The organism is Achromobacter sp. SIMBA_011 (assembly GCF_046535435.1).
GTDB lineage: Bacteria > Pseudomonadota > Gammaproteobacteria > Burkholderiales > Burkholderiaceae_B > Achromobacter > Achromobacter dolens.
This window is the reverse complement of sequence record NZ_JAWRWN010000010.1, coordinates 184940-208320: the sequence shown is the minus strand read 5'-3', so window position 1 is coordinate 208320 and position 23381 is coordinate 184940. Positions and strand designations below refer to the sequence as shown.

The following is a 23381-nucleotide window of genomic DNA, read 5'->3' as shown; positions in this document are numbered from 1 at the left end:
TAAGGGAGTCTCCTGAGAGAAATGGACGGGAGGCCACCCGTCGCTGGCTCCTATGGTACGCCACCCGCGCGGCGCCGCCGAGCGCCGCCGCGCCCACCCAGCCGCCGGAGATGTCCATGCCGTCACGCCCGTCCGCGATCCGTCGCGCCTCGTCCCTGATCGCCTTCGCCGGCGCCGCCTTGTGCGCGGCCGCGGCCTGGGCCACGCCGCAGAAAAGCCCCGAGCACCCGCCCGCCGCGCGCGCGCAGGTGACGGTGGTGGTGGGCGGCCTGGATCATCCGTGGTCGATGGCCTTCCTGCCCGAAGGGGGTGTGCTGATCACCGAGCGGCCGGGCAACCTGCGCCTGCTGCGCACGCCGGGCGGCCTGTCCAAGCCGCTGGCCGGCGTGCCCAAGGTGGCCGCGCAAGGACAGGGCGGCCTGCTCGACGTGGCGCTGTCGCCGGGTTTCGCGCAGGACCGCTACGTCTATCTTTCGTATGCCGAATCCGACGGTTCGCGCAGCGGCACCGCGGTCGGCCGCGGCCGCCTCTCGGCCGACGCCAGCGCGCTGGAGGATTTCCAGGTGCTGTTCCGCCAGGCGCCCAAGCTGTCGCAGGGGCTGCACTTCGGTTCGCGCCTGGTCTTCGACGGCAAGGGCTACCTGTTCATCTCGCTGGGCGAGAACAACCAGCGCCCGACCGCGCAGGACCTGGACAAGCTGCAGGGCAAGGTGGTGCGCCTGAAGGTCGACGGCTCGGTGCCGACCGACAATCCCTTCGCCGGCAGGGCCGGCGCGCGCCCCGAGATCTGGTCCTACGGGCATCGCAACCCGCAGGGCATGGCGCTCAATCCCTGGACCGGCGCGCTGTGGGAGAACGAACACGGCCCGCGCGGCGGCGACGAGATCAATCTGGTACAGCCCGGCAGGAACTACGGCTGGCCGCTGGCGACGTATGGCATTAATTACTCCGGCCAGCCGATTCCCGAGGCCAAGGGCGAAACGCTGCCGGGCATGGAGTCGCCGCTGTACTGGTGGGCCAAGTCGCCGGCCATCAGCGGCATGGCGTTCTATGACGCCGACCGTTTTCCGGCCTGGCGCCACTCGCTCTTCATCGGCGCGCTGGCCGACCAGGACCTGATCCGCCTGACGCTGGACGGCGACAAGGTGGTAGCCGAGGAACGCCTGCTGGGCGAGCGCAAGGCCCGCATCCGCGATGTGCGGCAGGGACTCGACGGCTATGTCTATGTGTTGACCGACGCCTCGCCGGGCGAGTTGCTGCGGCTGGCGCCGGCGCAAACGGGAGGGTGAAAATCATGAAGACGTATGAACTGATCGGCTCGCCGGGCTGCGGCTCGGCCGTGGTCGAAATGGCGCTGGCGCTGGCCAACGTGCCGCATACGCTGACCGACGTGCCTTATCTGAAGCCCGGTCCCGAACGCGACCGGCTGCTGCACCTGAATCCGCTGGGGCAGGTGCCGACGCTGATCACGCCGGACGGCGAGGTGATGACCGAAAGCGCGGCCATGGTGCTGCACCTGCACGACGTCGCGCCGCAGGCGGGCCTGGCGCCGGAGCCTGCGCGGCCTGAACGGACGCGCTTCCTGAACCTGCTGGTGCGCCTGGTGGCGGCGATCTATCCCACCTTCACGTATGGCGACGACCCGCCGCAGTGGACCACCCCGGGCGCCCCGGCCGAGCTGCTGCGCGAGCGGATACATACGCGGCGCGCGGAGCTGTGGCAGGAACTGGAACGCCAGGCCGGCGCGCCGCACATGCTGGGCCGCCGCTTTTCCGCGCTGGACCTGTACGTGACGGTGATGACGCACTGGCGGCCGGGCCAGGCCTGGTTCGAGGCCAACTGTCCGGCGCTGACGGCAGTGGCGCGCCAGGCCGCCCAGGAACCGAACGTGGCGCGCGCGCTCAAGCGCAATTTCCCGCCGCCGACCGAGTAGGCATCGCGCCGCCGCTGGCGACGGGCGCGCGGCGATCGCTGCCCGGCGGGCGGGCGTATCCGCGGCGCGTCACACTAGTCTTTGGCGCGCCGCTTCTGCGAGCCGCGCGCCTCGCGCAGCGCGATGTAGACGCCGCTGCCCGCGATGAACAGCGCCCCCAGGTAGGCGTAGGCATCGGGCGCCTCGCGCCAGAAGATCCAGCCCAGCAGGGTGGCCCAGATCAGGCCGGTGTAGTCGAACGGCGCCACTACGGAGGCCGGCGCGATGCGAAAGCCCTGCGTGATCAGCGCCAGCCCCAGTGTGCTGAACAGCGCCACCGCCGCGAAATAGGGCAGGTCGGCCAGAGCCGGCGTGTGCCAGATCCAGGGCAGCGCCACCGCGCTGCACACCAATTGGCCTGCAACGATGTAGAAGGTGGTGGTGAGCATGCCTTCGCCGCGGCCGATGCCGCGCGCCGTGATCATCATGACGGCATACAGGAAGGCGGTGGTCAACGGCAGCAGGGTCGCGGCCTGGAACGCGTCGGTGCCGGGCCGCACGATGATCAGCACGCCCGCGAACCCTGCCAGCACCGCCAGCCAGCGGCGGCCATCGACGCGTTCCTTCAGGATCAGCACCGACAGCGCCGTGACGAACAACGGCGCGGCGAACGCGATGGCGGTGGCCTCCGCCAGCGGCAGCGCGCGCAACCCCAGGTAGAAACAACAGGCCGAGACCACGTTGATGGCGCCGCGCGTCAGGTGCAGGCCGGGATGGGCGGTGCGCAGCACTCGGCGCCCGCCCAGACAGACGGCCAGCGCGGTGACGAACGGCAACGCGATCAGCGCGCGCAGGAACAGGATCTGCAGCGGGTTGTAGGTGGTGCCCAGCCACTTGGCGTTGGCGTCGCTGAGCGTCAGGAAGAAGATGCCGCCGGCGACACAGGCGATGCCTGCGAAGGCGGAATGGTCACGCGCGGCGGGAAAAACGGTAGAGGAGGACATCGGGGTTCAGCGGGAAAGGCGGCCGAGGCCGCCAAGGAAGGTAATGCGGGGTTGCCGGGCGGCGGCCCGGCGAGGGCTCAGCCCCGGGCGCGGTAGGCGGCCAGCGCCACCATCGCCCAGGCGGCCAGGAAGGCCGCGCCGCCCACGGGCGTGATCGCGCCCAGCCAGTGGGTGCCGGTCAGGGTCAGGACGTACAGGCTACCTGAAAACAGCACGATGCCGATGAACATCACCAACCCGGCGGCCGACAGCAGCGGCGAACCGTAGCGCGCGCCGAGCAGCGCGATGATGAACAGGCCCAGGCCGTGGATCAGATGGTACATGACGCCGGTCTGCCAGACCGCCAGCAGCTCGGGAGTCACCAGGCGCTTGAGGCCGTGCGCGCCGAAGGCGCCGGCGCCGACGGCGATCAGCAGGTTGATGGCCGCGAGAATGGTGAGCTGGCGGTCGGTCATGCGAGATCCTTTGCGGGAAGATGGGCGCGGTTGCGCAGGTGCCTATGATAGGCCCATTCGCGACAGGGGCCAGGCACGCCCGACGATCCGTCCGACCCCGGGGGCGCCGCGACCCGCCGCGGCGACCCCGGCGGAGGGTCAATCCACCGTGAGCACCGCGCGGCCCAGCACCTTGCCGGCGCGCAGCGAGGCCAGCACGCCGTCGGCCTCGCGCAGCGGATAGCGGTGCACCGGCATCGGCGGCACCTTGCCGGCCCGCACCAGGTCCATCAGCTCGCGCAGTTCGGCCAGATTGCCGACGTAGCTGCCGATGATCGACATGGCTTTCATCGGAATCAGCGCGATCGGCCATGACGAGGCGCCGCCGAACAGCCCGACGATGATGAGCTTGCCGCCCTTGGTCAGGAAGTCGAAGGCCAGCGCGGTGGTGGACGGCGCGCCGACCAGGTCGATAGCGGCCTGCAGCGGCTTGCCACCGGCGGCCTTGATGATCTGCTGCGCGGCGTCGGGCGCGGCGCCGTCGATGGCGGCCAGCGCGCCGGCCTCCAGCGCGGCCTGGCGCTTGGCCGGGTCGATATCGACCACGATGCCGCCCTTGCCGCCGAGCGCCTTGATCAGCGTCAGGCTCATCAGGCCCAGGCCGCCGGCGCCGAAGATCACCACGGGATGCTCGCGGTAGACGGCCTCGCCGATCTTCCTGAGCGCCGAATAGGTGGTCAGGCCGGAGCAGGCGTAGGGAGCGATGCGGGCCGGATCCAGGTCGCCGATGTCGATCAGGTAGCGCGGGTGCGGGACGAGCATGTGCTCGGCATAGCCGCCGGCGCGGTGGATGCCCAGGCAGGCGGGGGCGGTGCAGTGGTTTTCCTGACCGGACAGGCAGGTGGGGCAGGCGCCGCAGCCGATCCACGGATAGACCAGGTAGTTGCGTCCGGTCTGGATGCCGGTCGCCTCGGGGCCGGCGGCGACCACGCTGCCGACGGTCTCATGGCCCATCGTCAGGGGCAGCGTCACGCCCCGTTCCTTGAGCGACAGGGTGCGGCCCTGGCCGAGATCGTAACCGCCTTCCCACAGGTGGATGTCGCTGTGGCAGACCCCCGCGGCGCGGACCCTCAGCAACACCTGCGAGCCCTGCGGCACGGGAACGGGCTGATCCACTTCCTGCAGCGGTTCGCGGAAATTGACGACGCAATAGCACTTCATGGAATGTCTCCTCTGGGGGCGTTTCTTGTTCTACCTGGGGCATTCTCAATCAGTTCGGTGGCAATCGGCAACCCGCGCCGCGCCACCGCCGCCGCCCAGCGTGCGTCAACTGCCGCGCCGCACCAGCGTCGATTTGCCGAACAGGCTCTCGATCAGGTCCACCGCGAGGTCGGCGGTCTTGTTGCGCACATCGAAGGCCGGGTTCAGTTCCACGACGTCCAGCGAGCGCATCAGGCCGGTGTCGGCGATCATCTCCATGCACAATTGGGCCTCGCGATAGGTGGGGCCGCCCATCACCGTGGTGCCGACGCCGGGCGCGATCTCGGGGTCGAGGAAGTCGACGTCGAAGCTGACGTGCAGGTGGGTGTCGGCGTCCAGTCCGGCCAGCGCCGCTTCCATCGTCGCGCGCATGCCCATTTCGTCCAGGTAGCGCATGTCGAACACTTCGAGGCCGGCCTGGTGCACCAGGCGTTTCTCGCCGTCGTCGACGCTGCGGATGCCGATCTGGCGCACCCAGGCCGGATCGATGTCGGGCGTCTGGCCCGACATGCCGGTGATCTGGGCCGGACCATGGCCGCACAGGCAGGCCACCGGCATGCCGTGGATATTGCCGGTCGGCGTGAGCACGTTGGTGTTGAAGTCGGTGTGCGCGTCCAGCCACAGCACGCGCAGCTTCTTGCCGGTCTCGCGGCAGTGGCGCGCCACCGCGCTGATCGAGCCGATGCCCAGGCAATGGTCGCCGCCCAGCAGGATCGGCAGCGACCCCTGCGTCAGGGCCTCGTACATGGCGTCGTGCACGGCCTGGTTCCAGGCGGCCACTTCGTCCAGGTGGCGGTAGCCGTCCACGGGCGGCTGCCAGGGGTTGGGCGGGCCGTAGAGGTTGCCGCGATCGGCGACCTGAAATCCCTGTGCCTCGATGACCGGGCCGATGCCGGCCACGCGCAGGGCCTCGGGTCCCATGGAAGCGCCGCGCGCGCCCGCGCCGATGTCCGTGGGGGCGCCGATCAGGGTGACATGCGGGGGCAGGGTGGCGGTGTTTTGCAAGGTCGGACTCCGTCATGCAGGGTTTCGGTATCGGGGTCGAGTGTAGCGCCGTGGCGTGACGCGATCGCCATGGCGCGGGCAAGGCCTTTGGCCGGGCAGGGCCGGCGCTGCGGCACAATAGCCGGGCCGATCGAATTCTTTTCCGGATGATCCCATGTCTCTGCAATCCCTGTTCCTGACCCTGGCGCGCGGCGCCGCCGCGGCCGCCCTGGGGCTGGCCTGCGCCAGTCCGGCGCTGGCGGCCGACAAACCGCTGCGCATCGGCCTGATCCCGAGCGTGGCCAATGCCGCCACCGAGCTGGCCGTGGCCGAGGCGCGCAAGGCCGGCCTGGAGGTGGAACTGGTCGAGTTCAATGACTGGGTGCTGCCGAACATCGCGGTGGCCGACGGCTCGGTCGACGCCAATTTCTTCCAGCACGAACCGTTCCTGCAACTGTTCAACGCCCGTCGCGGCGCCAACCTGACGCCCATTGCCTATGGGTATTCGACCACCATCGGCCTGTTCTCCAAGAAGCTCAAGAAGGGCCAGCCGCTGCCGGACGGCGCCACCATCGCGGTGCCCAACGATCCGGTCAACACCGGCCGCGCCTTGCTGCTGCTGGAGTCCATCGGCCTGATCAAGCTCAAGCCCGGCGCGGCGCACCAGGCCACGATCGAGGACGTGACCGACAACCCCAAAAAGCTGAAGTTCGTGCAGATCGAGGGCTCGCAGTCGGCACGGGTGTTCGATGACGTCACCGCGTCGGTCACGTACACCACCTTCGCCAAGCAGGCCGGCCTGGACGAAAAGGACGGCCTGGCGTTCGACAATACCGACCCGGCCAATGTGCGCCGCTACGCCATCCGCTGGGTCGCGCGGCCCGACCGCGCGCAGGACCCGCGGCTGCTCAAGTTCATCGCCATCTATCAGCAGTCGGCCGAGGTCAAGGCCCGGCTGCGCAGCCTGTACGGCGACCTGATCAGCTTTCCCTGGTAGTGCCGCGCCGCGGCGGGGGCGTGCTGGCGCCCCGGGCGGCTTGACGTTTCTTGGCAGTTGCCGCGTGGCCTTGAACGTATACTGGCCGCGCTTTGCATCCCCGGGGCCGCCGCGGCCCGGCCGTGACGCCTTTGCCCGCCCGCCATCCCATGCGACTCGCTTCTTCGAATGACGCCCTGAATGCCTCGCCGTCGCGGTTCGACGGCGAGGCTGGCGTGGGCGCGCCGGACCCGCGCGACGAGGAACTGGCCCGCTTGCGCCAGGTGGTGGCTCAGTACGAGGCCCTGTTCCACAACGCCCCCGTGCTGATCAACGCCTTCGACGAAGACGGCCAGTGCCTGCTGTGGAATGACGCCTGCGAACGCCGCTTCGGCTGGACCCGCGACGAAATCAATCGGCATCCCGAACCGCTGGCGCTGTTCTACCCCGATCCCGAGGTCCGCGCCCGCGTCCTCGACAGCGTGGGGCCGACGCCGCATCAGGGCTTTCGCGAATGGCGGCCGCTGGCACGCGACGGCGAGTGCCTGTCGGTCATGTGGTCCAATGTGCGCCTGCCCGATGGCAGCGTGGTCAACATCGGCATGGACGTGACCGAGAACCGCCGCAACGAGGCCGCCCTGGCGCGGCTGGCCAAGGTCGACGGGTTGACCGGCTGCTGGACCCGCGCCGAGATCCTGCAACGCATGAAGACCCTGCTGGAGGCTGCCCGGCGCGGCGCCGGCCACACGGCGTTGATGCTGGACCTGGACTATTTCAAGCAGGTCAACGACCGCTACGGCCACCTGGGCGGCGACGCCGCCTTGCGGCACTTCTGCGACCAGTTGCGGGCCTGCCTGCGCGAGGGCGATTCGGTGGGACGCCTGGGCGGCGAGGAATTCGTGGTGCTGCTGGCCGATGCCGACCAGGACGCGGCCCTGGCGGTGTGCGACCGCCTGCGCGCCAGCCTGCGCCAGCATCCCGCCAACATCGACGGCCATGCGGTGGTGCTGTCGGCCAGCGGGGGGATCACCGGCTTTCTGGAAACCGACGTCAGCATGTCGGATGTGCTGCGGCGCGCCGACCAGGCGTTGTACCAGGCCAAGCGCGCGGGGCGCGATTGCGCGGTGGTGCTGCCGGCCTGAGGCGTCAGGCGGCGGCGCGGCGTTCGCCGGCGCGGCGGCCGTTCAGGCGCCAGTGCAGCGCCAGGGCGGCGAGCGCCACGGCGGCCGCGGCGGCCAGCCCCAGGCTCTCGAAGCCGGCGTGGGTGTAGAGCGTGCCGGCCACGGCGGTGCCGACGCTGGCGCCCAGGTACGTGGTGCAGGTGTTCAGTCCGAGCACTGCGCCGCGCTCGTCGGGTCGGGCTCGCGACAACAACAGCACCAGCAGATTCAGGCTCAGTTGCGAAGCCGCGCCCCACAGCGCGGCCAGCGCCAGCACGGCGGTCAGCGCATGGGCGGCTGGCAGCAGCGCCAGGTAGACCAGGGCGATCGCGGCCAGGGCCAGCGGCAGGGCGCGGCGCGGGCCCACGCGTTCGATCAGCGGCGCGCCGCTCAGCCCGGCCAGCAGGAAGCCGGCGCCATAGGCGAAGGCGATGAAGCCGACCTGGCCGGCCGACAGGCCCAGCAGCGTGCGCACGTGGTCGGCCAGGAAGGCATAGACCCCGTAGAAGGCCGAGGAGAACGCCAGGCAGCCCAGCAGCAGCACCGGCACGTCGCGGTACGACAGCGGCGCCAGCAGGCGTGACAGCCGGGGCGGGGCGGCGTGGCCGCTGCGGCGTTCCGGGAGCTTGCGCAGCCCGGCCAGCGCGACCGCGGCGCACAGCGCCAGCACGGCGTAGGTGGCGCGCCAGCCGACCGCGTCGGAGATCAGCGCCGACAGGGGCACGCCGGCCACCAGCGATACCGACCAGCCCGAAATCACGCGGCCCAGCGCGCGGGTTTCCTGCCCGGCGGCGGCCACCAGCGAGGCCGACCCGTAGGCCGCCGGCAGGATCACGCCCGCAGCGGCGCCGGCCAGCGCCTGGGCCGCGGTCAGCACGATCCAGTGCGGCGCGGCGGCCGACAGCGACAGCGCCGCGATCAGCACCGCCATGGCGATCAGCAGGGCGCGCCGGATGCCCCAGCGGTCGATGCGGGCGGCCAGCAGGAAGGCGCTGGCGGCGGTGGCCGCGCCGTAGGCGGAAATGGCGGTGCTGACGGTGAGCGCAGTGCTGCCGAACGAGCGCGCCACGTCCGACAGGATCGGGCTGAGGGCCAGGCCGTTCGAGCCGACGACGCTGACGGCGAACATCAAGGCGGGGATGGCGGGGGGAAGCGGCGGGCGGCGCGACGGCGCGCGCGCGGTGTTGCGGTTCTGCATCCGCGGAATTTTATTGGAATAAAATAAGGGTTAATACCGATATTCCTTTATCCCGTAAAACTTCGAATGCCGTTAGGCAGAACCAGATTCCAATGCCAGATCTCGACGACCGCGACCGAAAACTATTAACGCTGCTGGCGGACGACGCCTCGCCGAGCTACGCCGAATTGGGCAAATTGCTGAACCTGTCGGCCCCCGCCGTGCACGAGCGGGTCAAGCGCCTCAAGCGCGACGGGCTCATCAAGGGCATCGCCGCGCGGCTGGACGGCGCCCGCATCGGCAGGCCGCTGCTGGCGTTCGTGCATGTGGATACCAATAACTGGAGCATTACCCAGCAGGTGCTCGGCCTGGCCGAATTGACCGAGGTCGAGGAGATCCACACCATCACCGGCAAGAGCGCCATGCTGCTCAAAGTGCGGGTGCGCGACACCCAGGCGCTGGAGGCGCTGCTGGCGCGCATCCACCAGATCGAGGGCATCACCAATACCACCAGCGACATCGCGCTGACCAGCTACCTGGAGCGCGGCCCGCTGCCGGACGACGCCTAGGACGCCGGGGCGCGGCCTCGGCGATTGCGCGCCGCGCCTGGCGGCGTTCAGCGCAGCGGCCGCAGCCGCAGGCGGGTGATTTCGGACGGCGCGCCCAGGCGCTTGGGCGGCCCCCAGTAGCCGGTGCCGCGGCTGATGTAGACCCACATGTCGCCCAGGCGGTGCAGGCCCGCCGTATAAGGCTGCTGGAAGCGCACGAAAAAGCCCCACGGGAAGAACTGGCCGCCGTGCGTGTGGCCCGACAACTGCAGGGTGTAGCCCAGCGGCGCGGCCGCGGCCGCGCTGCGCGGCTGGTGCGCCAGCAGGATCTTGGGCAACGCGTCGGCCGGCGCGCCGGCCAGCGCCGCCGCGGGGTTGCTGCGTTGGCGCGGATCGAAGGCGCCGGCGCTGTAGTCGGTGACGCCGGCCACCACCACCGGCAGGCCGGCGGGATGGATCACGGCATGCTCGTTCATCAGCACCCGCAGGCCCATGCGGCGGAATTCCGCGACCCAGGGCGCGGCGCCTGAATAATATTCATGGTTGCCGGTCACCAGGTACACGCCGAAAGGCGCGCGCAACTGGCCCAGCGGGCTGGCTTGCGCCGCCAACTGCTCGACGCTGCCGTCCACCACGTCGCCGGTGATGGCGATGACGTCGGGGGACAGTTCGTTGACCGCGTCGACGATGGCCTGCACGTAGCGCCGCTTGATCGTCGGCCCGACGTGGATATCGCTGATCTGCACGATGGTGAAGCCGTCCAGGTCGGTCGGCAGGCCGCGGATCGGCACCTCCACCGTCACCACGCGGGCGCGCCGGCGGGCGTTGTAGAAGCCGACCAGCGTGGCCGCCAGGGCCAGCGCGGCGACCGCTATCGCGCTGACGCGCCGCAAGTCGATCCAGGGCAGCCCCGGACCGGTCGCCAGGCTCACCAGCCACGTCACCAGCAACAGCGCGTCGCGCAGCACCGTCAGCACGAACAACGATGAGAACAGGCCCATGGCGATCAGGCCGACCCAGGCGATGCGGTCGCCCCAGGGCGGGTGCACGGACGAGCGCGCCAGCATTCCCAGCGGGATCAGGATGCACGACAGGATCAGCAGCAGGACCGCGGTCGCCGAGCCCGGGCCGTCCAGGCCGGCGTCGGGAATCAGGCGGGCGCCGACGTAGACGTGGGCCAGCGCGCCCAGGGTCAGAAAGCGCAGGAAAAACGAGGATTGGCGTAGGGACACGGGCGGCGGGGCGGGGGCCGGCGCGAAGGCCGGCCCGGCGATAGCGAAGGAACCGCCATTCTATGCCCTGCGGCCGCGGCGTCCCGCTGGGAAATGACACCCGCGCGCCTGGCGGCGGCATCAGGCAGGCGTCACGCGGGGGTCAACAGGCTGGCGTCCATCTGGTCCAGGCGGTTGATGCCGAGCATGGCCATGTTGCGGTCGACCTCGGCGCGCAGCAGGCCGATGGCGTGCGCCACGCCAGTCTGGCCACCGACCGCCGCGGCATAGTTGAAGGGACGTCCGACGAACACGAAACGCGCGCCCAGCGCCAGCGCCTTCAGGACATCGCCACCACGGCGCACGCCGCTGTCCATCATCACCGGCATGGCGCCGGCGGCCGCCACCACGCCGGGCAGGGCGCGCAGCGGCGAGAGCGCGCCGTCGAGCTGGCGGCCGCCGTGGTTGGAGACGATGATGCCGTCCGCGCCGTGCTCGCGCGCCAGCCGCGCGTCGGCCGGATGCAGGATGCCCTTGATGATGAGGGCGCCCTGCCATTGCCGGCGGATGCGCGCCACGTGCTCCCAATTGAGATGGTCGCGAGCGCTGAAATCGCGCAGCACCGAGCCGGACACGATGGGCGCGCCGCGCGTGGCGAACGAATTCTCGAAGTGCGGCATGCCGTGGGCCAGCAGCGTGCGCAGGAAGGTGCCGGCGAGCCAGCGCGGCCGGGTCAGGCCATCCCAGGCGAGCCGCAGGCTCGGCTTGAGCGGGGTGGAAAAGCCGGTGCGCACGTTGTTCTCGCGATTGGCCGACACGGGGATGTCCACCGTCAGCACCAGGGTTTCGTAGCCGGCGCGCGCCGCGCGCGCCACCAGCGCGTCGATGCGCGCCGGGTCGCCGGGCAGGTAGGCCTGGAACCAGGTACCGGGCGCCTCCTTGATGACATCTTCGAGCGCGATCAGCGCGGTGCCGCTGAGGATGGCGGGGATGCCCTGTTCGCGCGCGGCGCGCGCCAGCACGATGTCGCCGCGATAGGCGGACAGCGCGCTGATGCCCATGGGCGCGATGCCGAACGGCGATTCGTAGCGGCGGCCGAACAATTCGACGTGCTGGCTGCGGCGCGACACGTCGACCAGCACGCGCGGCTGGAAGGCGTAGCGGCCGAAGGCCTCGCGATTGGCGCACAGTGACTGATTGTCCTCCGCGGCTCCCGCGACATAGCCGAAGATGGGTCTGGGCAGGCGGCGGCGGGCGGCCGCCTCGAAGTCGTCCAGCGACAGCAGGCGCATCAGGGCGCGGGGCGGACGACTGGCGGTGGCGGGGGCGGCGGCAGCGGGCAGGGACGTGGCGGACATGGCGGGGCCTGGGGAAAACCGCCAATCTACCCAGGCGGATTCATCGCATAAAGCGAATAAATCCGCACGCGCTTATTCGCTTTTTTGGAAATAGACCCTAGGCCTGCGGCAGCGCCAGCAGTTCTCCCATGCGGACCGGACCGCGCACCGATGGCGTATCGGCCCAGCGCACCTTGCCCGGGCCGAACAGCACGATGGCGGTCGAGCCCAGCTTGAAGCGGCCCATCTCGGCGCCCTTGGCGAGCTGGATCGGCGCGCGCGCCGCGTCGTCGTAGCGCACGGCCTTGACGCGCCGCTTGTACGGCGTGACCAGGCCGGCCCAGACGGTTTCGATCGAGGCGACGATCATGGCGCCGACCAGCACCAGGGCCATGGGCCCGTGCTCGGTGTCGAAAATGCAGACCACGCGCTCGTTGCGGGCGAACAGGCGCGGCACGTTGCGCGCGGTCAGCGGATTGACCGAGAACAGGCGGCCCGGCACGTGGATCATTTCGCGCAATGTGCCGGCCACCGGCATGTGCACGCGGTGGTAGTCCTTGGGCGACAGGTAGATGGTGGCGAACTCGCCGCCCTGGAACGGCGCGGCGCGCTCGCTGTCCCCGCCCAGCAGGTCGGCCAGGCCATAGCTGTGGCCCTTGGCCTGGAAGATGCGGCCATGCTCGATGGCGCCCATCTGGCTGATGGCGCCGTCCGCCGGGCACAGCACGCCGCCGGGCTCATCGTCCAGCGGGCGGGCGTCCGGCTTGAGGGCGCGGGTGAAGAAATCGTTGAAGCAATCGTAGGCCAGCGCGTCTTCCTGCTCGGCTTCGCTCATGTCCACGCCGTACTTGCGCACGAAGCGCGAGATCATCCAGTTCTTGACCGCGGGTTCCCGGCAGTCCGAGGCGTATCCGAAGAAACGCGACACCAGGTGATGCGGCGCGAGGTACTGGCTGGCGAGGAAAAGTTGGTCTTTGATCGGCATCTAGGAGCGCTAAAAAAACGCGTCCCGCGGACAGCGGGACGTGGTTGGAGGTTGTCGCGCCCGGGGGCCGTTGAAGGTGGCGTCGAAGATCGCGCCGGGCGTGCAATTCGCGGGATTGTAACGCGTCCGGCCCGCCAATGGACCATGGCGCGGACAGCTTTCTTGCCACACCTAGGCGCGCGCCCGGGCCGGCGCGCCTTCCGGCGCGGCGCCCTGGCGCCGATACGTGCCCGGGCCGACGCCGAAGTGCTGCTTGAAGGCGCGGGCAAAGGCGGCCTCCGATTGGTAGCCGATGCCTGCGGCGACGCGCGCCACGGATTCCTTCAGCCGCTCCAACTGGCGCGCCGCATGCTCCATGCGGATCGCGGTCAGCAGGCGCAGCGGCGTCAGGCCGCTGGCGCGCACGAACTGGCGGGCGAAGGTCGCGCGCGACAAATGGCAGCGTTGGGCCAGGGTGGCCAGTGTCCACGGTTCGGTGGGGGACCGCAGCATGGATTGCACGGCGGGCGCCAGCCTGGGGTCGGCCATCAGCGCCAGCAGGCCGCGCGTCTGCTGGCCGTCGTGCACCAGCGCGCGCAGCACCAGCGTGAAGAGGGCGGTGGATAGCTGGTTGATGATGGCCGCGCCGCCGAGCCGCGGCTGTCCGGCCTCGGCGCGCATCAGCGCCAGCAGCGCGGCCAGCGCCGTGTTGTCGCCCAGGGTGGCGGCGCGCAGCACCATCGCCTGCGGCAGCGCCATCAGCAGCAGGCTGCCGGCGCGGCCCAGCGTGAATACGCCGCACAGCATTTCCAGGCGCGGACCCGCGCCCTCCTGGGTCAGTTCGGTCAGGACGCCGTTGTGGCGGATGTCGGGCGGCGCGGCGGCGGCCGGCGCGCGCTCGTCGATGCCGCGCAGCAGGTGCGAGGCGCCGTGCGGCAGCAGCAGGATGTCGCCGGCCCGCAGCGCCAGTTCGTCGCGGCCGACGCGGGCCACGCCTTCGCCTTGCAGGATGACGTGGTAAGGCACGTGGCCGGCCGGCGCCTGTGGATGATCGGCGCGCCAGCGGCCGCCGTAGCGGCACAGCAGGTCCACCGTGCCCGCGGGCTCGGCGGTCGACAGGAGCTGGCTGAGACTGTCCATGGGCTCCCTGGGAAGGAGGGCGGGCCGCCCGGCCGGGCCGCCCCGCTGAGGGCCGCCGCGGCGCGGCGGGACATGCTTGCGATTCTATGCCGGTTGGGGCGCGCGGTCAGGCCGCGGCCTTGGCCGACAGCTTGGTCTTGTAGAGCCAGTCCTTGTAGTCGTCCAGGTCGCCGTCGAACGGGCTGAAGCGGCCATCGGCCACGATGATGAACTGATCGGTGGTGGCGCGCAGCAGGTGGCGGTCGTGCGACACCAGCACCAGCGTGCCTTCGAACTGCGCCAGCGCGGTGGTCAGCGCCTCGCGGGTTTCCAGGTCGAGGTGGTTGGTGGGCTCGTCCAGCAGCAGCAGGTTGGGGCGCTGCCACACGATCAGCGCCAGCGCCAGGCGGGCCTTCTCGCCGCCCGAGAACGGCGCGATCGAACTGGTGGCCATGGCGCCGTTGAAATTGAAGCTGCCCAGGAAGTTGCGCAGTTCCTGCTCGCGGACCGTGGGCGCGATCTTGGTCATGTGCCACAACGGCGATTCGTCATGGCGCAGCATCTCGACCTGGTGCTGGGCGAAGTAGCCGATCGACAGGCCCTTGTTGAATTGCGTCTCGCCCGCCAGTGCCTGCAGCTCGCCGGCGATGGTCTTGATGAAGGTCGACTTGCCGGCGCCGTTGATGCCCAGCAGGCCCAGGCGCTGGCCCGCCTGCAGCGAGAAGTCGATGCCCGACACGATGATCTTGTCGGACGTGACGCCGCTGTCCTCGTCGGTGTTGCGGTAGCCGGCGCTGACCTTGTCCATCGTCAAGAGCGGATTGGGCGCGCGCAGCGGTTCGCGGAACTCGAACGAGAATTCGGCGGCGGCGCGCAGCGGCGCCACTTCTTCCATGCGCGCCAGCGCCTTGATGCGGCTCTGGGCCTGGCGCGCCTTGCTGGCCTGCGCCTTGAAGCGGTCGATGAACGACTGCAGGTGCGCGCGCTGGCGCATCTGCTTTTCCATCATGCCTTGCGCCAGTTCCAACTGGGCGGCGCGCTGGCGCTCGAACGACGAGTAGTTGCCCGAGTAGCGCTTGAGCTTGCGCTCGTCGATGTGGACGATGACGTTGACCACGCCGTCCAGGAAGTCGCGGTCGTGCGAGATCACGATGAGCGTGCCCGGGTAGCGCTTGAGCCAGTCTTCCAGCCAGATGATGGCGTCCAGATCCAGGTGGTTGGTGGGCTCGTCAAGCAGCAGCAGGTCGGACGGGCACATCAGGGCCTGCGCCAGGTTCAGGCGCATGCGCCAGCCGCCCGAGAAGCTGGTCAGCGGCAACTGCATCTGCGCCTGGGTGAAGCCCAGGCCCGTCAGCAACTGCTCGGCGCGCGAATGCACGGTGTAGGCGTCGGCATCGGCCAGCGCGGCGTAGATGTCGGCCATGCGCAGGCCGTTCTCGGCGCTCTCGGGCTCCGCTTCCAGAGCGGCCAGTTCGGCTTCGAGCTTGCGCAGCGTGACGTCGCCGTCGATGGCGTATTCGATGGCGGGGCGGTCGAGCGCGGGCGTTTCCTGCGCCACGTAGGCCATGCGCCAACTGGCGGGATAGTCCAGGTCGCCCTGGTCCGCATGCAGCGTGCCGCGCAGCAGGCCGAACAGGCTCGACTTGCCGGCGCCGTTGGCGCCGATCAGGCCGATCTTGTCGCCGGGGTTCAGGAGCAGGTCGACCTTGTCGAACAAGGGCTTGACGCCGCGCATGAGTGAAACTTGTTGGAAGCGGATCATGAATCGTGTGGCAGGAGGGAGCCGACCGGGGTGGCGTGAAATAAGCGCGGCAAGGCTCCCGCCACAAAGTGCGGCGCAAAAAGAAGGAACCGTGGAGCGGTCGCGCCGGCGGCGCGACATGCGGGCCGCGCGAAGCGCGGCTGGCGGACGGGGCGGATGCCCATCCGATCGCGGGCGCTATTGTAGCCGGCCGCGCGGACCCGCGCCCGAGGGCGGGTTCAGCCAGTCGTGGCGCGGCCTCAGGCCGGGGCCGAACGCGCGGCGATGGCGTCGGCCAGGGCCAGCAGGCGTTCGGCCTCGCGCGCATGCAGGTTCTCGACCAGCGCGCCGTCCACCACCGCCACCCCCTGGCCGGCGGCCTGGGCCGCGCGCCAGGCATCGAGCCGCTTGCGCGCGCTGGCCAGCTCGGCATCGGTCGGGGCGAAGGCCGCGTTGGCGGCGGCGATCTGCTTCGGGTGGATCAAGGTCTTGCCATCGAAGCCCTGGTCGCGTCCTTGACGGCACGCGGCGGCCAGCCCGGCGTCGTCATCCAGGCCCAGGTGCACGCCGTCCAGCACGGCCAGGCCATGGGCGCGCGCGGCCAGCACCGCCAGCGAGCGCGCCAGCAGCGTCTCGTGGCGCTCGGGCGTGTGGCGGGCGTGCAGGTCCTTGACCAGGTCGGACGTGCCCACCACGATGGCCGCGAGCCGCGCGTGGCCGCCGGCGATGGCGTCCAGCCGCAGGAAACCGAGCGGCGTCTCGGCCATCGCCCACAGCGGCAGCGCGGCGGGCGCGCCGGCCGCGTCCAGCGCCTGCGCCAGGGCTTCCAGTTCGGCCGCCGATTGCACCTTGGGCAGCAGCACCGCATCGGCGCCGGCCTGCGCGATGGCGCGCACGTCGTCCAGGCCCCATGGCGTATCGAGCGCATTGACGCGCACCACGCATTCGCGCCGGCCATAGCCGCCGGCGCGCAGGGCCGCGGCAACCTGCTGTCGCGCCAGCGCCTTGGCGTCGGGCGCGACCGCGTCTTCCAGGTCCAGGATCAGCGTGTCGGCGTCGAGGCTGCGGGCCTTGTCCAGCGCGCGCGCATTGGCGCCCGGCATGTAGAGGACGGAACGGCGGGGACGGGCGGCGAGGGACATGGATTCAACTCTTGGGATTGCTGATGACCTGCACGGGCATGGTGCAGACGTAGCCGACGCCATACACCGTGCGGATGCCCATGTCGCCGCCGGCCTGCGCGCGCAGCTTGCGGCGCAGCCGGTGCATGTGGGCGTCGAGCCGATGGGTGTCGTAGGCTTCGGCGCTGGCGCCGAGCGCCTCGACCAGCCGGCCGCGCGACAGCGGCAGCGGCGCGGCCTGGATCAGCGCGCCGATCAGGCGGCTCTCGGTATCGGTGATGTCGACGTGGACGCGCTTGGGCGAGACCAGCATGCGGCGCGCCGGATCGAAGCGCCAGATCTCGGCGCTGGGCGCTTCGGGGCCGGCCGCGGGCACCACCCTCAGCCGGCGCGACAGCGACACCAGCGTGGCGCCCAGTTCGGCCAGGTTGACGGGCTTGGTCAGGTAATGATCGGCGCCCAGGCTCAGGCCGGACACCTTGTCTTCGCTCAACAGGCGACCAGTGAGCATGATGATGCCCATCGAGGGATAGGTGGTGCGCAGGTGGGACACGCGCGCCAGTCCGTCGCCGTCGGGCAGCATCGCGTCCAGCACCAGGATGCCGGGCGTCACGCTCAGCAGCAGTTGGTCGAGTTCGGACAGCGAACCCGCGGTGAGGATGGCTTCGCCCAGGCCGAGGTCGTGGATGAATTCGGCGATGCTGTCGCGCCAGTCCCCGTGATCGTCGACGATGATGATGGTCACGGCGCCGGACGAGCTAGCGGTTGTGCGCGAGGCGCTCCAAGGGCAAACACGCTTTCCGCTCCTTTCATGCTACGGCTTCTTATTGGTGTGTAGGACTCCGCCTGGCGCAGGCCGGATACGGCGCCATCGGTGTGATCCCCTCGAGGCGCTTTCGCGGAGAATATCATTATCGCCGCCGCGGCGGCGCGGCATATTGCGGCGCAGCGAATGCCGTCGCAGGGCGCCTCGAACCGCGCCGATACCGGTGGTCAAAAAATGACCAGCCCCGGTAACGGCGTCGTAACGGCCAGCAGTCGTGCGCCCGTGAGTTTTTTATCCACAGAAACTGTGGATAAAAAATTCGCCCGGCATCGATTCAGCGATTGCGCCGTGCCGCGCGGGTCATTGCGGCGGCGCGGCCGGGTCCGTCAGGTATTCCACGGGCACGCCCTGGGGCACCCGGCGCACGCGATCGCGTTCGATGCGGGGCGGGGCGAAGCGCGTCTTGCGGGCCGCGGCGTTCTGCAGCAGCACCGACAGCACCGCGCCCTTGTCCTGGATCCATTGGGTCTTGCCGCGCAGCAGCTTCATTGCGTTCTCGGCGGTTCCCAACTTGTAGGACATCGAGTTGATCTGGACCGACGTCTTGCCGTTGAATGCGGACTCGTCCTGTTCGGTGAGCGCCGCGGCGTCGAGATTGCTGCTTTCGTGGTCGATGCGGTAGATGAATTTGAGGCCGCTGAACGGGTCCTGCACCACGACGAGCTTGTCCGAACCCGAGACGTCCGACAGCATGCCGATGACCAATGATTCAACCAACTGGTTGCCCCGTTGCTCTTCGGTGTAGATGAAGATGGTGCGCTGGTTGTGCCCGAGCGGCGAGGGCGGGGCGAGGGGAGAACGATCCATACCTGACTTGAAAGAGGCGGGGGCGGGTGGAAACTTGCCCCGCGGTACTGCGTTAACGGCGTCGCGTCCGGTGAACTTGAGCGCCGGCCCTGATGCAAACAAAGAGCAAGGTCCCGTCCGGGCTACGGCGCGCGCCGCAGGCGCGCCAGCAGGCGCGCTTTGGCGGCGGGCCAATCCTCGTCGAGGATGGCAAAGTAGACCATGTCGCGGGTGCGTCCGGACTGCGCGATGAGGTGCTTGCGGAAGACTCCTTCCTCGACGCCGCCGATACGGAGAATGGCCTGCCGGGATTGCAGGTTGGTCACTTCCGTCTTGAACACGACCCGCATGATACCAATTGTTTCAAAGGCGTGCTGCAATAAAAGGTACTTGGCCTCGGTGTTGGCGCCGCTGCGCTGGCTGGCGGGGGTGAGCCAGGTGGCGCCGATCTCCAGGCGCCTGTGCGGCAGGGCGATATCCATATAACGGGTGGTGCCGATGACCCGGCCGTCTTCGCGGCGCACGATGGCGAACGGCAGGCAGGCGCCGGCGGCCTGGCCGTCCAGCGCGCGCTCGACGTAGCGGCGCATGTCGTCGGCGGATTCGACCGGTTCGGGCTGCAGCCGCCACAGTTCCGGGTGCAGCCCAACCTCGGCCAGCGCGGCGGCGTGCACCAGGGTCAGGGGCTCGAGCCGGACGATCTCGCCTTCCAGGGTGACGGGCGGCAGGCGGGCGGGGGAAGACATGACGGGAGACTCCGCGGACGCGTCGCGGTCGGGCGCCCGCCGTCATGGCGGCGTCCCGGACGCCCAGCGATTCTACGCCCGCCCTCGGCGGCTTGCCGAACCCCCGCGCCCGGGCGCAGAATGCGGCGCATGAAAACTGACGTGGTTGTCCTGGGCGCGGGCATCATCGGGGTGAGCACCGCGCTGCACCTGCAGGCGCGCGGCCGCTCGGTGGTCCTGCTGGACCGGCGCGGTCCCGGCGAGGAAACCAGCTATGGCAACGCCGGGCTGATCGAACGCGCCAGCGTCATTCCCTACGCCTTTCCGCGCGACTGGCGCGGCCTGCTGCGCTATGCCGGCAACCGCACCCCCGACGTGCGCTACCACGCGCGCTTCCTGCCGCGCATCGCGCCCTGGCTGCTGCGCTACTGGTGGCATTCGGCGCCGTCGCGGCTGGCGCGCGCCGCGGCCGCGATGCTGCCGCTGATCGAGCGCAGCGTGGCCGAACACGACGCGCTCAAGGACGCCGCCGGCATCGGCGCGCTGTTTCGCCGCAATGGCTGGATCGATGGCATGCGCAGCCAGCAAAGCCTCGACAGCGCGGCTGCCGAGGCCGCCGCGCTGGCCGAGTACGGACTGGACTACCAGTTGCTGGACCGCCAGGCCCTGTCGGCGCTGGAGCCGTCGTTGTCGCCGCGCATGGTGGGCGCGATCCACTGGCGCGACCCGGTCAATGTGTCGGATCCGGGCGCGGTGGCGCGCGGCTACGCGGCGCTGTTCCAGCGGCGTGGCGGCTCGCTGGCGCGTGGCGATGCGCGCAGTCTCGAGGCGGTGCCTGGCGGCTGGCGCGTGCGCGGCGTGACGGGGGCCGTCCAGGCGCGCGAGGCGGTGGTGGCGCTGGGGCCGTGGTCGCCCGACGTGCTGCGGCCGCTGGGGTATCGCGTGCCCATGGCGGTCAAGCGCGGTTATCACCAGCATTTCGCGTTGGAAGGCGGGGCCTCGCTGGCGCATCCGGTGGCCGATATCGACAGCGGGTTCGTGATGTCGCCCATGACACTGGGCCTGCGCCTGACCACGGGCGCCGAATTCGCGCCGCGCGACGCGCCGCCGTCGCCAGTGCAGGTGACCCGCACGCGGGCGCTGGCGGCGCAGTTGCTGCCATTAGGCGAGGCGGTGGAGAAAACGCCCTGGATGGGCTGCCGGCCGTGCATGCCGGACATGCGCCCGGTGATCGGCGCGGCGCCGCGCCATGCGGGCCTGTGGCTGGCCTTCGGCCATGCTCATCACGGCTTCACACTTGGGCCGGTGACCGGCAAGCTGCTGGCCTGCCTGATGACGGGACAGGCGCCGGACATGGATCCGGCGCCGTATGCGTTGAATCGCTAGCGCATTTTGCGGGGCAATCCCGGCCGTCCGGCGCGATGCCGCGCGCACCGGGGCGGGTTGTCAGGCGCGGGCCTTGGCGCGGCGCTGGCGCACCGCGTCGGCCAGCAGGTCCAGCACAGGCAGCGTCTGGGTCCAGCCCAGGCAGGCGTCGGTGATCGACACGCCATGACGCAGCGGCTGGCCGGGCTTGAGGTCCTGGCGGCCTTCCTCGAGATGGCTCTCGATCATCACGCCGGTGATGCGCGTGTCGCCCTGGGACAATTGGGCGGCGATGTCGCGCGCCACGTCGACCTGGCGCAGGTGCGATTTGTTGGAGTTGGCGTGCGAGCAGTCGATCATGACCTGCTCGCGCTGGCCGGCGGCGCGCAGCACCGCGCAACAGGCGTCGACGCTGGCGGCGTCGTAGTTGGGGCCTTGCTTGCCGCCGCGCAGGATCACATGGGTGTCGGCATTGCCGCGGGTTTCGAAGATGGCCGCCATGCCCATCTTGGTCATGCCCATGAAGGCGTGCCTGGCGCTGGCGGCGACGATGGCGTCGGCCGCGATCTGCACGCCGCCGTCGGTGCCGTTCTTGAACCCAAGCGGGCAGCTCAGGCCGGAGCTCAGTTGGCGGTGGCTGGGGCTTTCGGTGGTGCGCGCGCCGATGGCGCCCCAGGCGATCAGGTCGGCGATGTACTGCGGGCTGAGCAGATCGAGGAATTCGGTGGCGATCGGCAGGCCCAGGCCGCTGATGTCCAGCAGCAGTTCGCGGGCGCGGCGCAGGCCTTCGTTGATGCGGAAGCTGCCGTCCAGGCGCGGGTCGTTGATGTAGCCCTTCCAGCCGACGGTGGTGCGCGGCTTCTCGAAATAGACACGCATCACGATCAGCAGGTCGTGACGGTACTGGTCGGCGGCGGCGCGCAGTTGGCGCGCGTATTCCATCGCCTGGCCGTGGTCGTGGATCGAGCAGGGGCCGACCACCAGCACCAGGCGGTCGTCGCGGCCGTGCAGCACGTCGGCGATGCGGGCGCGGCTGTCCTCGACCAGCGTCTGGATCTCGGCCGACACCGGCAGCTCGTCCTGCAGCAGCGCGGGCGAAATCAGCGGACGCACCGCGCTGATGCGGGTGTCGTCCGTGCGGGTGTTGTCCTGGGTGGCGTCGGCCGTGCCGACCTCGCGGTCGTGCAGGGGATCGTCAATGCGGGTCAAGGGAAGCTCCGTGCCGTAGATGCGGAAAAGACCATCATTATCGCACCGGCCGGCGTCGTCCGTCCGGGCTATGTCCCCGTGTGCCCTAGGACGATCGATGGCGACCGGGCGGCGAATGGGCCTAGGGCGTGTTCGGTGGCGCTACAGTCGGGGCAGATGCCTTAGCATTGACGCAACCGCCTTAGCGATGACGCCATGCGTTCCCGCGACCGCGCCCCAGGCCGAGCGCCCCGCGCCCGGCTCACCGCCTGCCGCACGCCCGAGGACATGACCGATGCCCAAACTCCACGCCGGCGCCTCTCGAAGGATCCTCCTGGTGGAAGACCACCCGGTGGAGCGGGCGTATCTGCAGAACATGCTGCTGGCCCTGGGATACCGGCGGGTGGCCGGCGTGGGCAGCAGCGCCGAGGCCATCGCCGCCCTGGCGCGCCAGGCCTACGACGTGGTCATCAGCGACATCGTCATGGGCGAGGGCGACGGCACGCGCCTGCCCAACGAACTGCGCCAACTGGTCGACGGGGGGCGGCTCAAGAGCATGCCGCCGATCGTCTGGATCAGCAGCCTTTCCGACGAGCTGCTGCAATCGCATGTGCGGCTGGCGCTGCAGGCCGGCTGCCCGTCGTCGCAGGCGCTGGCCAAGCCGGTGACGCGCACCGCCATGCAGCATGCGATCAAGACGGCGCTGCACAGCCTGGACGATGACACGGCCTCGCCGCGCCGCACCGCGGTGCGGCGCGAGGTGATCGAGGCGGAACTGGGGCGCGCGCTCAGTTCCGGCGACGGCATGAGCGTGGTGCTTCAGCCCCAGGTGGACCTGGGCACGGGACGCACGGTGGCGGCCGAGGCGCTGTCGCGCTGGGACCATCCGACGCTGGGCGTCATTCCGGCGGTGGATTTCGTGCCGGCGGCGCACCGTCTGGGGCTGGACCAGACCTTGTTCAACCGTGTCGCCGACTGCGTGGTCGAGGTGCTGGCCGAGATGCACGCGGAGGGCATCGCGGTGCCGATCGCGATCAACGCCTCGGCCTCGACGCTGTGCGCGCCCGGGCTGCCGGACAGCCTGGAGCAGCGGGTGACCCGGGCCGGGCTGCCGGCGCGGCTGGTCAAGGTCGAACTGACGGAAGACGAGCCGGTCACCGACTGGCTGGCGCTGTCGTCGGCCCTGAACCTGCTGCGGGTGCGCGGCTTCGAGCTGGCGATGGACGATTTCGGCGCGGGCATCGCGTCGATGCGGCTGTTCTCGGCCATGCCGTTCACCGAGCTGAAGATCGACCGCGACTTCATCGTCCACATGCACCGCGAACCGGCCTCGCGCGCGGTGGTGGCGGCGGCCATCGAGATGGGGCGGGTGCTGGGGCGGCGGGTGGTGGCCGAAGGGGTCGAGCAGGAGCGCGACATCCTGCTGCTGCGCGAGTTGGGGTGCACGCTGGCGCAGGGCTATGGCATTTCGATGCCGCTGGCCCCCGCCGATTTCATCGCGTTCTGCCGCCGGCAATGAGGCCGGCGGCGTCGCGATCGCCGC

The 23381-nt window shown here is 70.2% G+C and carries 22 protein-coding genes; 7 read left to right on the top strand and 15 right to left on the bottom strand.

The genetic code is table 11. The features are described from left to right. The first annotated feature begins 116 nt into the window (after positions 1-116). Together SB816_RS26415 and SB816_RS26410 are read left to right on the top strand one after the other, a co-directional pair. On the top strand, positions 117-1289 hold the full coding sequence (locus SB816_RS26415; RefSeq protein ID WP_054502591.1) for a PQQ-dependent sugar dehydrogenase: 1173 nt from the start codon (positions 117-119) through the stop codon (positions 1287-1289). Positions 1290-1294: 5 nt separating this feature from the next. Next, entirely contained in the window at positions 1295-1933 is a 639-nt protein-coding gene (locus SB816_RS26410; protein ID WP_064526703.1) for a glutathione S-transferase family protein, read from the top strand. Positions 1934-2007: 74 nt separating this feature from the next. Here the strand turns inward: SB816_RS26410 and SB816_RS26405 are convergent, their stop codons facing one another. The 4 genes from SB816_RS26405 to rocF form a co-directional block, all read right to left on the bottom strand. After that, positions 2008-2916: a DMT family transporter gene (locus tag SB816_RS26405; RefSeq protein WP_144657240.1), complete on the bottom strand. Its 909-nt coding sequence runs from the start codon at positions 2914-2916 to the stop codon at positions 2008-2010. Between the two features lie 77 nt (positions 2917-2993). Further along, complete coding sequence (locus SB816_RS26400; protein ID WP_410547750.1) at positions 2994-3371, bottom strand: DUF423 domain-containing protein; 378 nt, start codon at positions 3369-3371, stop codon at positions 2994-2996. 138 nt (positions 3372-3509) lie between these two features. After that, a complete protein-coding gene (locus SB816_RS26395) occupies positions 3510-4571 on the bottom strand; it encodes an alcohol dehydrogenase (protein WP_064526685.1) in 1062 nt (353 codons plus the stop codon). A 105-nt stretch (positions 4572-4676) separates the two neighbouring features. Beyond that, positions 4677-5615 (bottom strand): arginase, encoded by a 939-nt coding sequence (rocF, locus tag SB816_RS26390; protein ID WP_054502588.1) that lies wholly within the window; start codon positions 5613-5615, stop codon positions 4677-4679. 154 nt (positions 5616-5769) lie between these two features. Here rocF and SB816_RS26385 point away from each other — a divergent pair, with 154 nt between their 5' ends. Together SB816_RS26385 and SB816_RS26380 are read left to right on the top strand one after the other, a co-directional pair. After that, complete coding sequence (locus tag SB816_RS26385; RefSeq protein WP_054502587.1) at positions 5770-6591, top strand: MetQ/NlpA family ABC transporter substrate-binding protein; 822 nt, start codon at positions 5770-5772, stop codon at positions 6589-6591. 149 nt (positions 6592-6740) lie between these two features. Next, complete coding sequence (locus SB816_RS26380) at positions 6741-7712, top strand: sensor domain-containing diguanylate cyclase (protein WP_231133008.1); 972 nt, start codon at positions 6741-6743, stop codon at positions 7710-7712. A gap of 4 nt (positions 7713-7716) precedes the next feature. On the opposite strand, the gene SB816_RS26375 is transcribed toward SB816_RS26380, so the two are convergent. Next, positions 7717-8928, bottom strand: a complete 1212-nt coding sequence (locus SB816_RS26375; RefSeq protein WP_269873872.1) for an MFS transporter — start codon at positions 8926-8928, stop codon at positions 7717-7719. Between the two features lie 92 nt (positions 8929-9020). Between SB816_RS26375 and SB816_RS26370 the strand changes: the two genes are divergently transcribed. Beyond that, complete coding sequence (locus SB816_RS26370; RefSeq protein ID WP_006394840.1) at positions 9021-9476, top strand: Lrp/AsnC family transcriptional regulator; 456 nt, start codon at positions 9021-9023, stop codon at positions 9474-9476. Between the two features lie 47 nt (positions 9477-9523). On the opposite strand, the gene SB816_RS26365 is transcribed toward SB816_RS26370, so the two are convergent. From SB816_RS26365 to SB816_RS26325, 9 genes are all read right to left on the bottom strand, one after another. Beyond that, on the bottom strand, positions 9524-10687 hold the full coding sequence (locus tag SB816_RS26365) for a metallophosphoesterase (RefSeq protein ID WP_054502585.1): 1164 nt from the start codon (positions 10685-10687) through the stop codon (positions 9524-9526). Positions 10688-10818: 131 nt separating this feature from the next. After that, the gene (locus tag SB816_RS26360) at positions 10819-12024 is read right to left on the bottom strand and encodes an alpha-hydroxy acid oxidase (protein ID WP_410547749.1); all 1206 of its coding nucleotides are present in this window, start codon (positions 12022-12024) and stop codon (positions 10819-10821) included. A 97-nt stretch (positions 12025-12121) separates the two neighbouring features. Continuing rightward, positions 12122-12988 (bottom strand): archaetidylserine decarboxylase, encoded by an 867-nt coding sequence (asd, locus tag SB816_RS26355; protein ID WP_410547748.1) that lies wholly within the window; start codon positions 12986-12988, stop codon positions 12122-12124. 171 nt (positions 12989-13159) lie between these two features. Further along, positions 13160-14107 carry a cupin domain-containing protein gene (locus SB816_RS26350; protein WP_054502582.1) on the bottom strand — a complete coding sequence of 316 codons (948 nt, stop codon included), beginning with the start codon at positions 14105-14107 and terminating at the stop codon, positions 13160-13162. A 106-nt stretch (positions 14108-14213) separates the two neighbouring features. Beyond that, the gene (locus tag SB816_RS26345; protein WP_175142360.1) at positions 14214-15848 is read right to left on the bottom strand and encodes an ATP-binding cassette domain-containing protein; all 1635 of its coding nucleotides are present in this window, start codon (positions 15846-15848) and stop codon (positions 14214-14216) included. Positions 15849-16087: 239 nt separating this feature from the next. Continuing rightward, positions 16088-16969 (bottom strand): HpcH/HpaI aldolase/citrate lyase family protein, encoded by an 882-nt coding sequence (locus SB816_RS26340; protein WP_054502580.1) that lies wholly within the window; start codon positions 16967-16969, stop codon positions 16088-16090. 4 nt (positions 16970-16973) lie between these two features. Then, a complete protein-coding gene (locus SB816_RS26335) occupies positions 16974-17693 on the bottom strand; it encodes a response regulator transcription factor (RefSeq protein WP_054502579.1) in 720 nt (239 codons plus the stop codon). Positions 17694-18074: 381 nt separating this feature from the next. After that, positions 18075-18581: a hypothetical protein gene (locus tag SB816_RS26330; protein WP_054502578.1), complete on the bottom strand. Its 507-nt coding sequence runs from the start codon at positions 18579-18581 to the stop codon at positions 18075-18077. Positions 18582-18703: 122 nt separating this feature from the next. Continuing rightward, entirely contained in the window at positions 18704-19306 is a 603-nt protein-coding gene (locus SB816_RS26325) for a GNAT family N-acetyltransferase (protein ID WP_410547747.1), read from the bottom strand. Positions 19307-19435: 129 nt separating this feature from the next. On the opposite strand from SB816_RS26325, the gene SB816_RS26320 reads away from it, so the two are divergent. Beyond that, on the top strand, positions 19436-20671 hold the full coding sequence (locus SB816_RS26320; protein ID WP_410547746.1) for an NAD(P)/FAD-dependent oxidoreductase: 1236 nt from the start codon (positions 19436-19438) through the stop codon (positions 20669-20671). A 60-nt stretch (positions 20672-20731) separates the two neighbouring features. On the opposite strand, the gene SB816_RS26315 is transcribed toward SB816_RS26320, so the two are convergent. Continuing rightward, on the bottom strand, positions 20732-21859 hold the full coding sequence (locus SB816_RS26315; RefSeq protein WP_410547745.1) for a 3-deoxy-7-phosphoheptulonate synthase: 1128 nt from the start codon (positions 21857-21859) through the stop codon (positions 20732-20734). Positions 21860-22133: 274 nt separating this feature from the next. Here SB816_RS26315 and SB816_RS26310 point away from each other — a divergent pair, with 274 nt between their 5' ends. Next, positions 22134-23357: an EAL domain-containing protein gene (locus SB816_RS26310; protein WP_054502574.1), complete on the top strand. Its 1224-nt coding sequence runs from the start codon at positions 22134-22136 to the stop codon at positions 23355-23357. Positions 23358-23381: the final 24 nt, after the last annotated feature.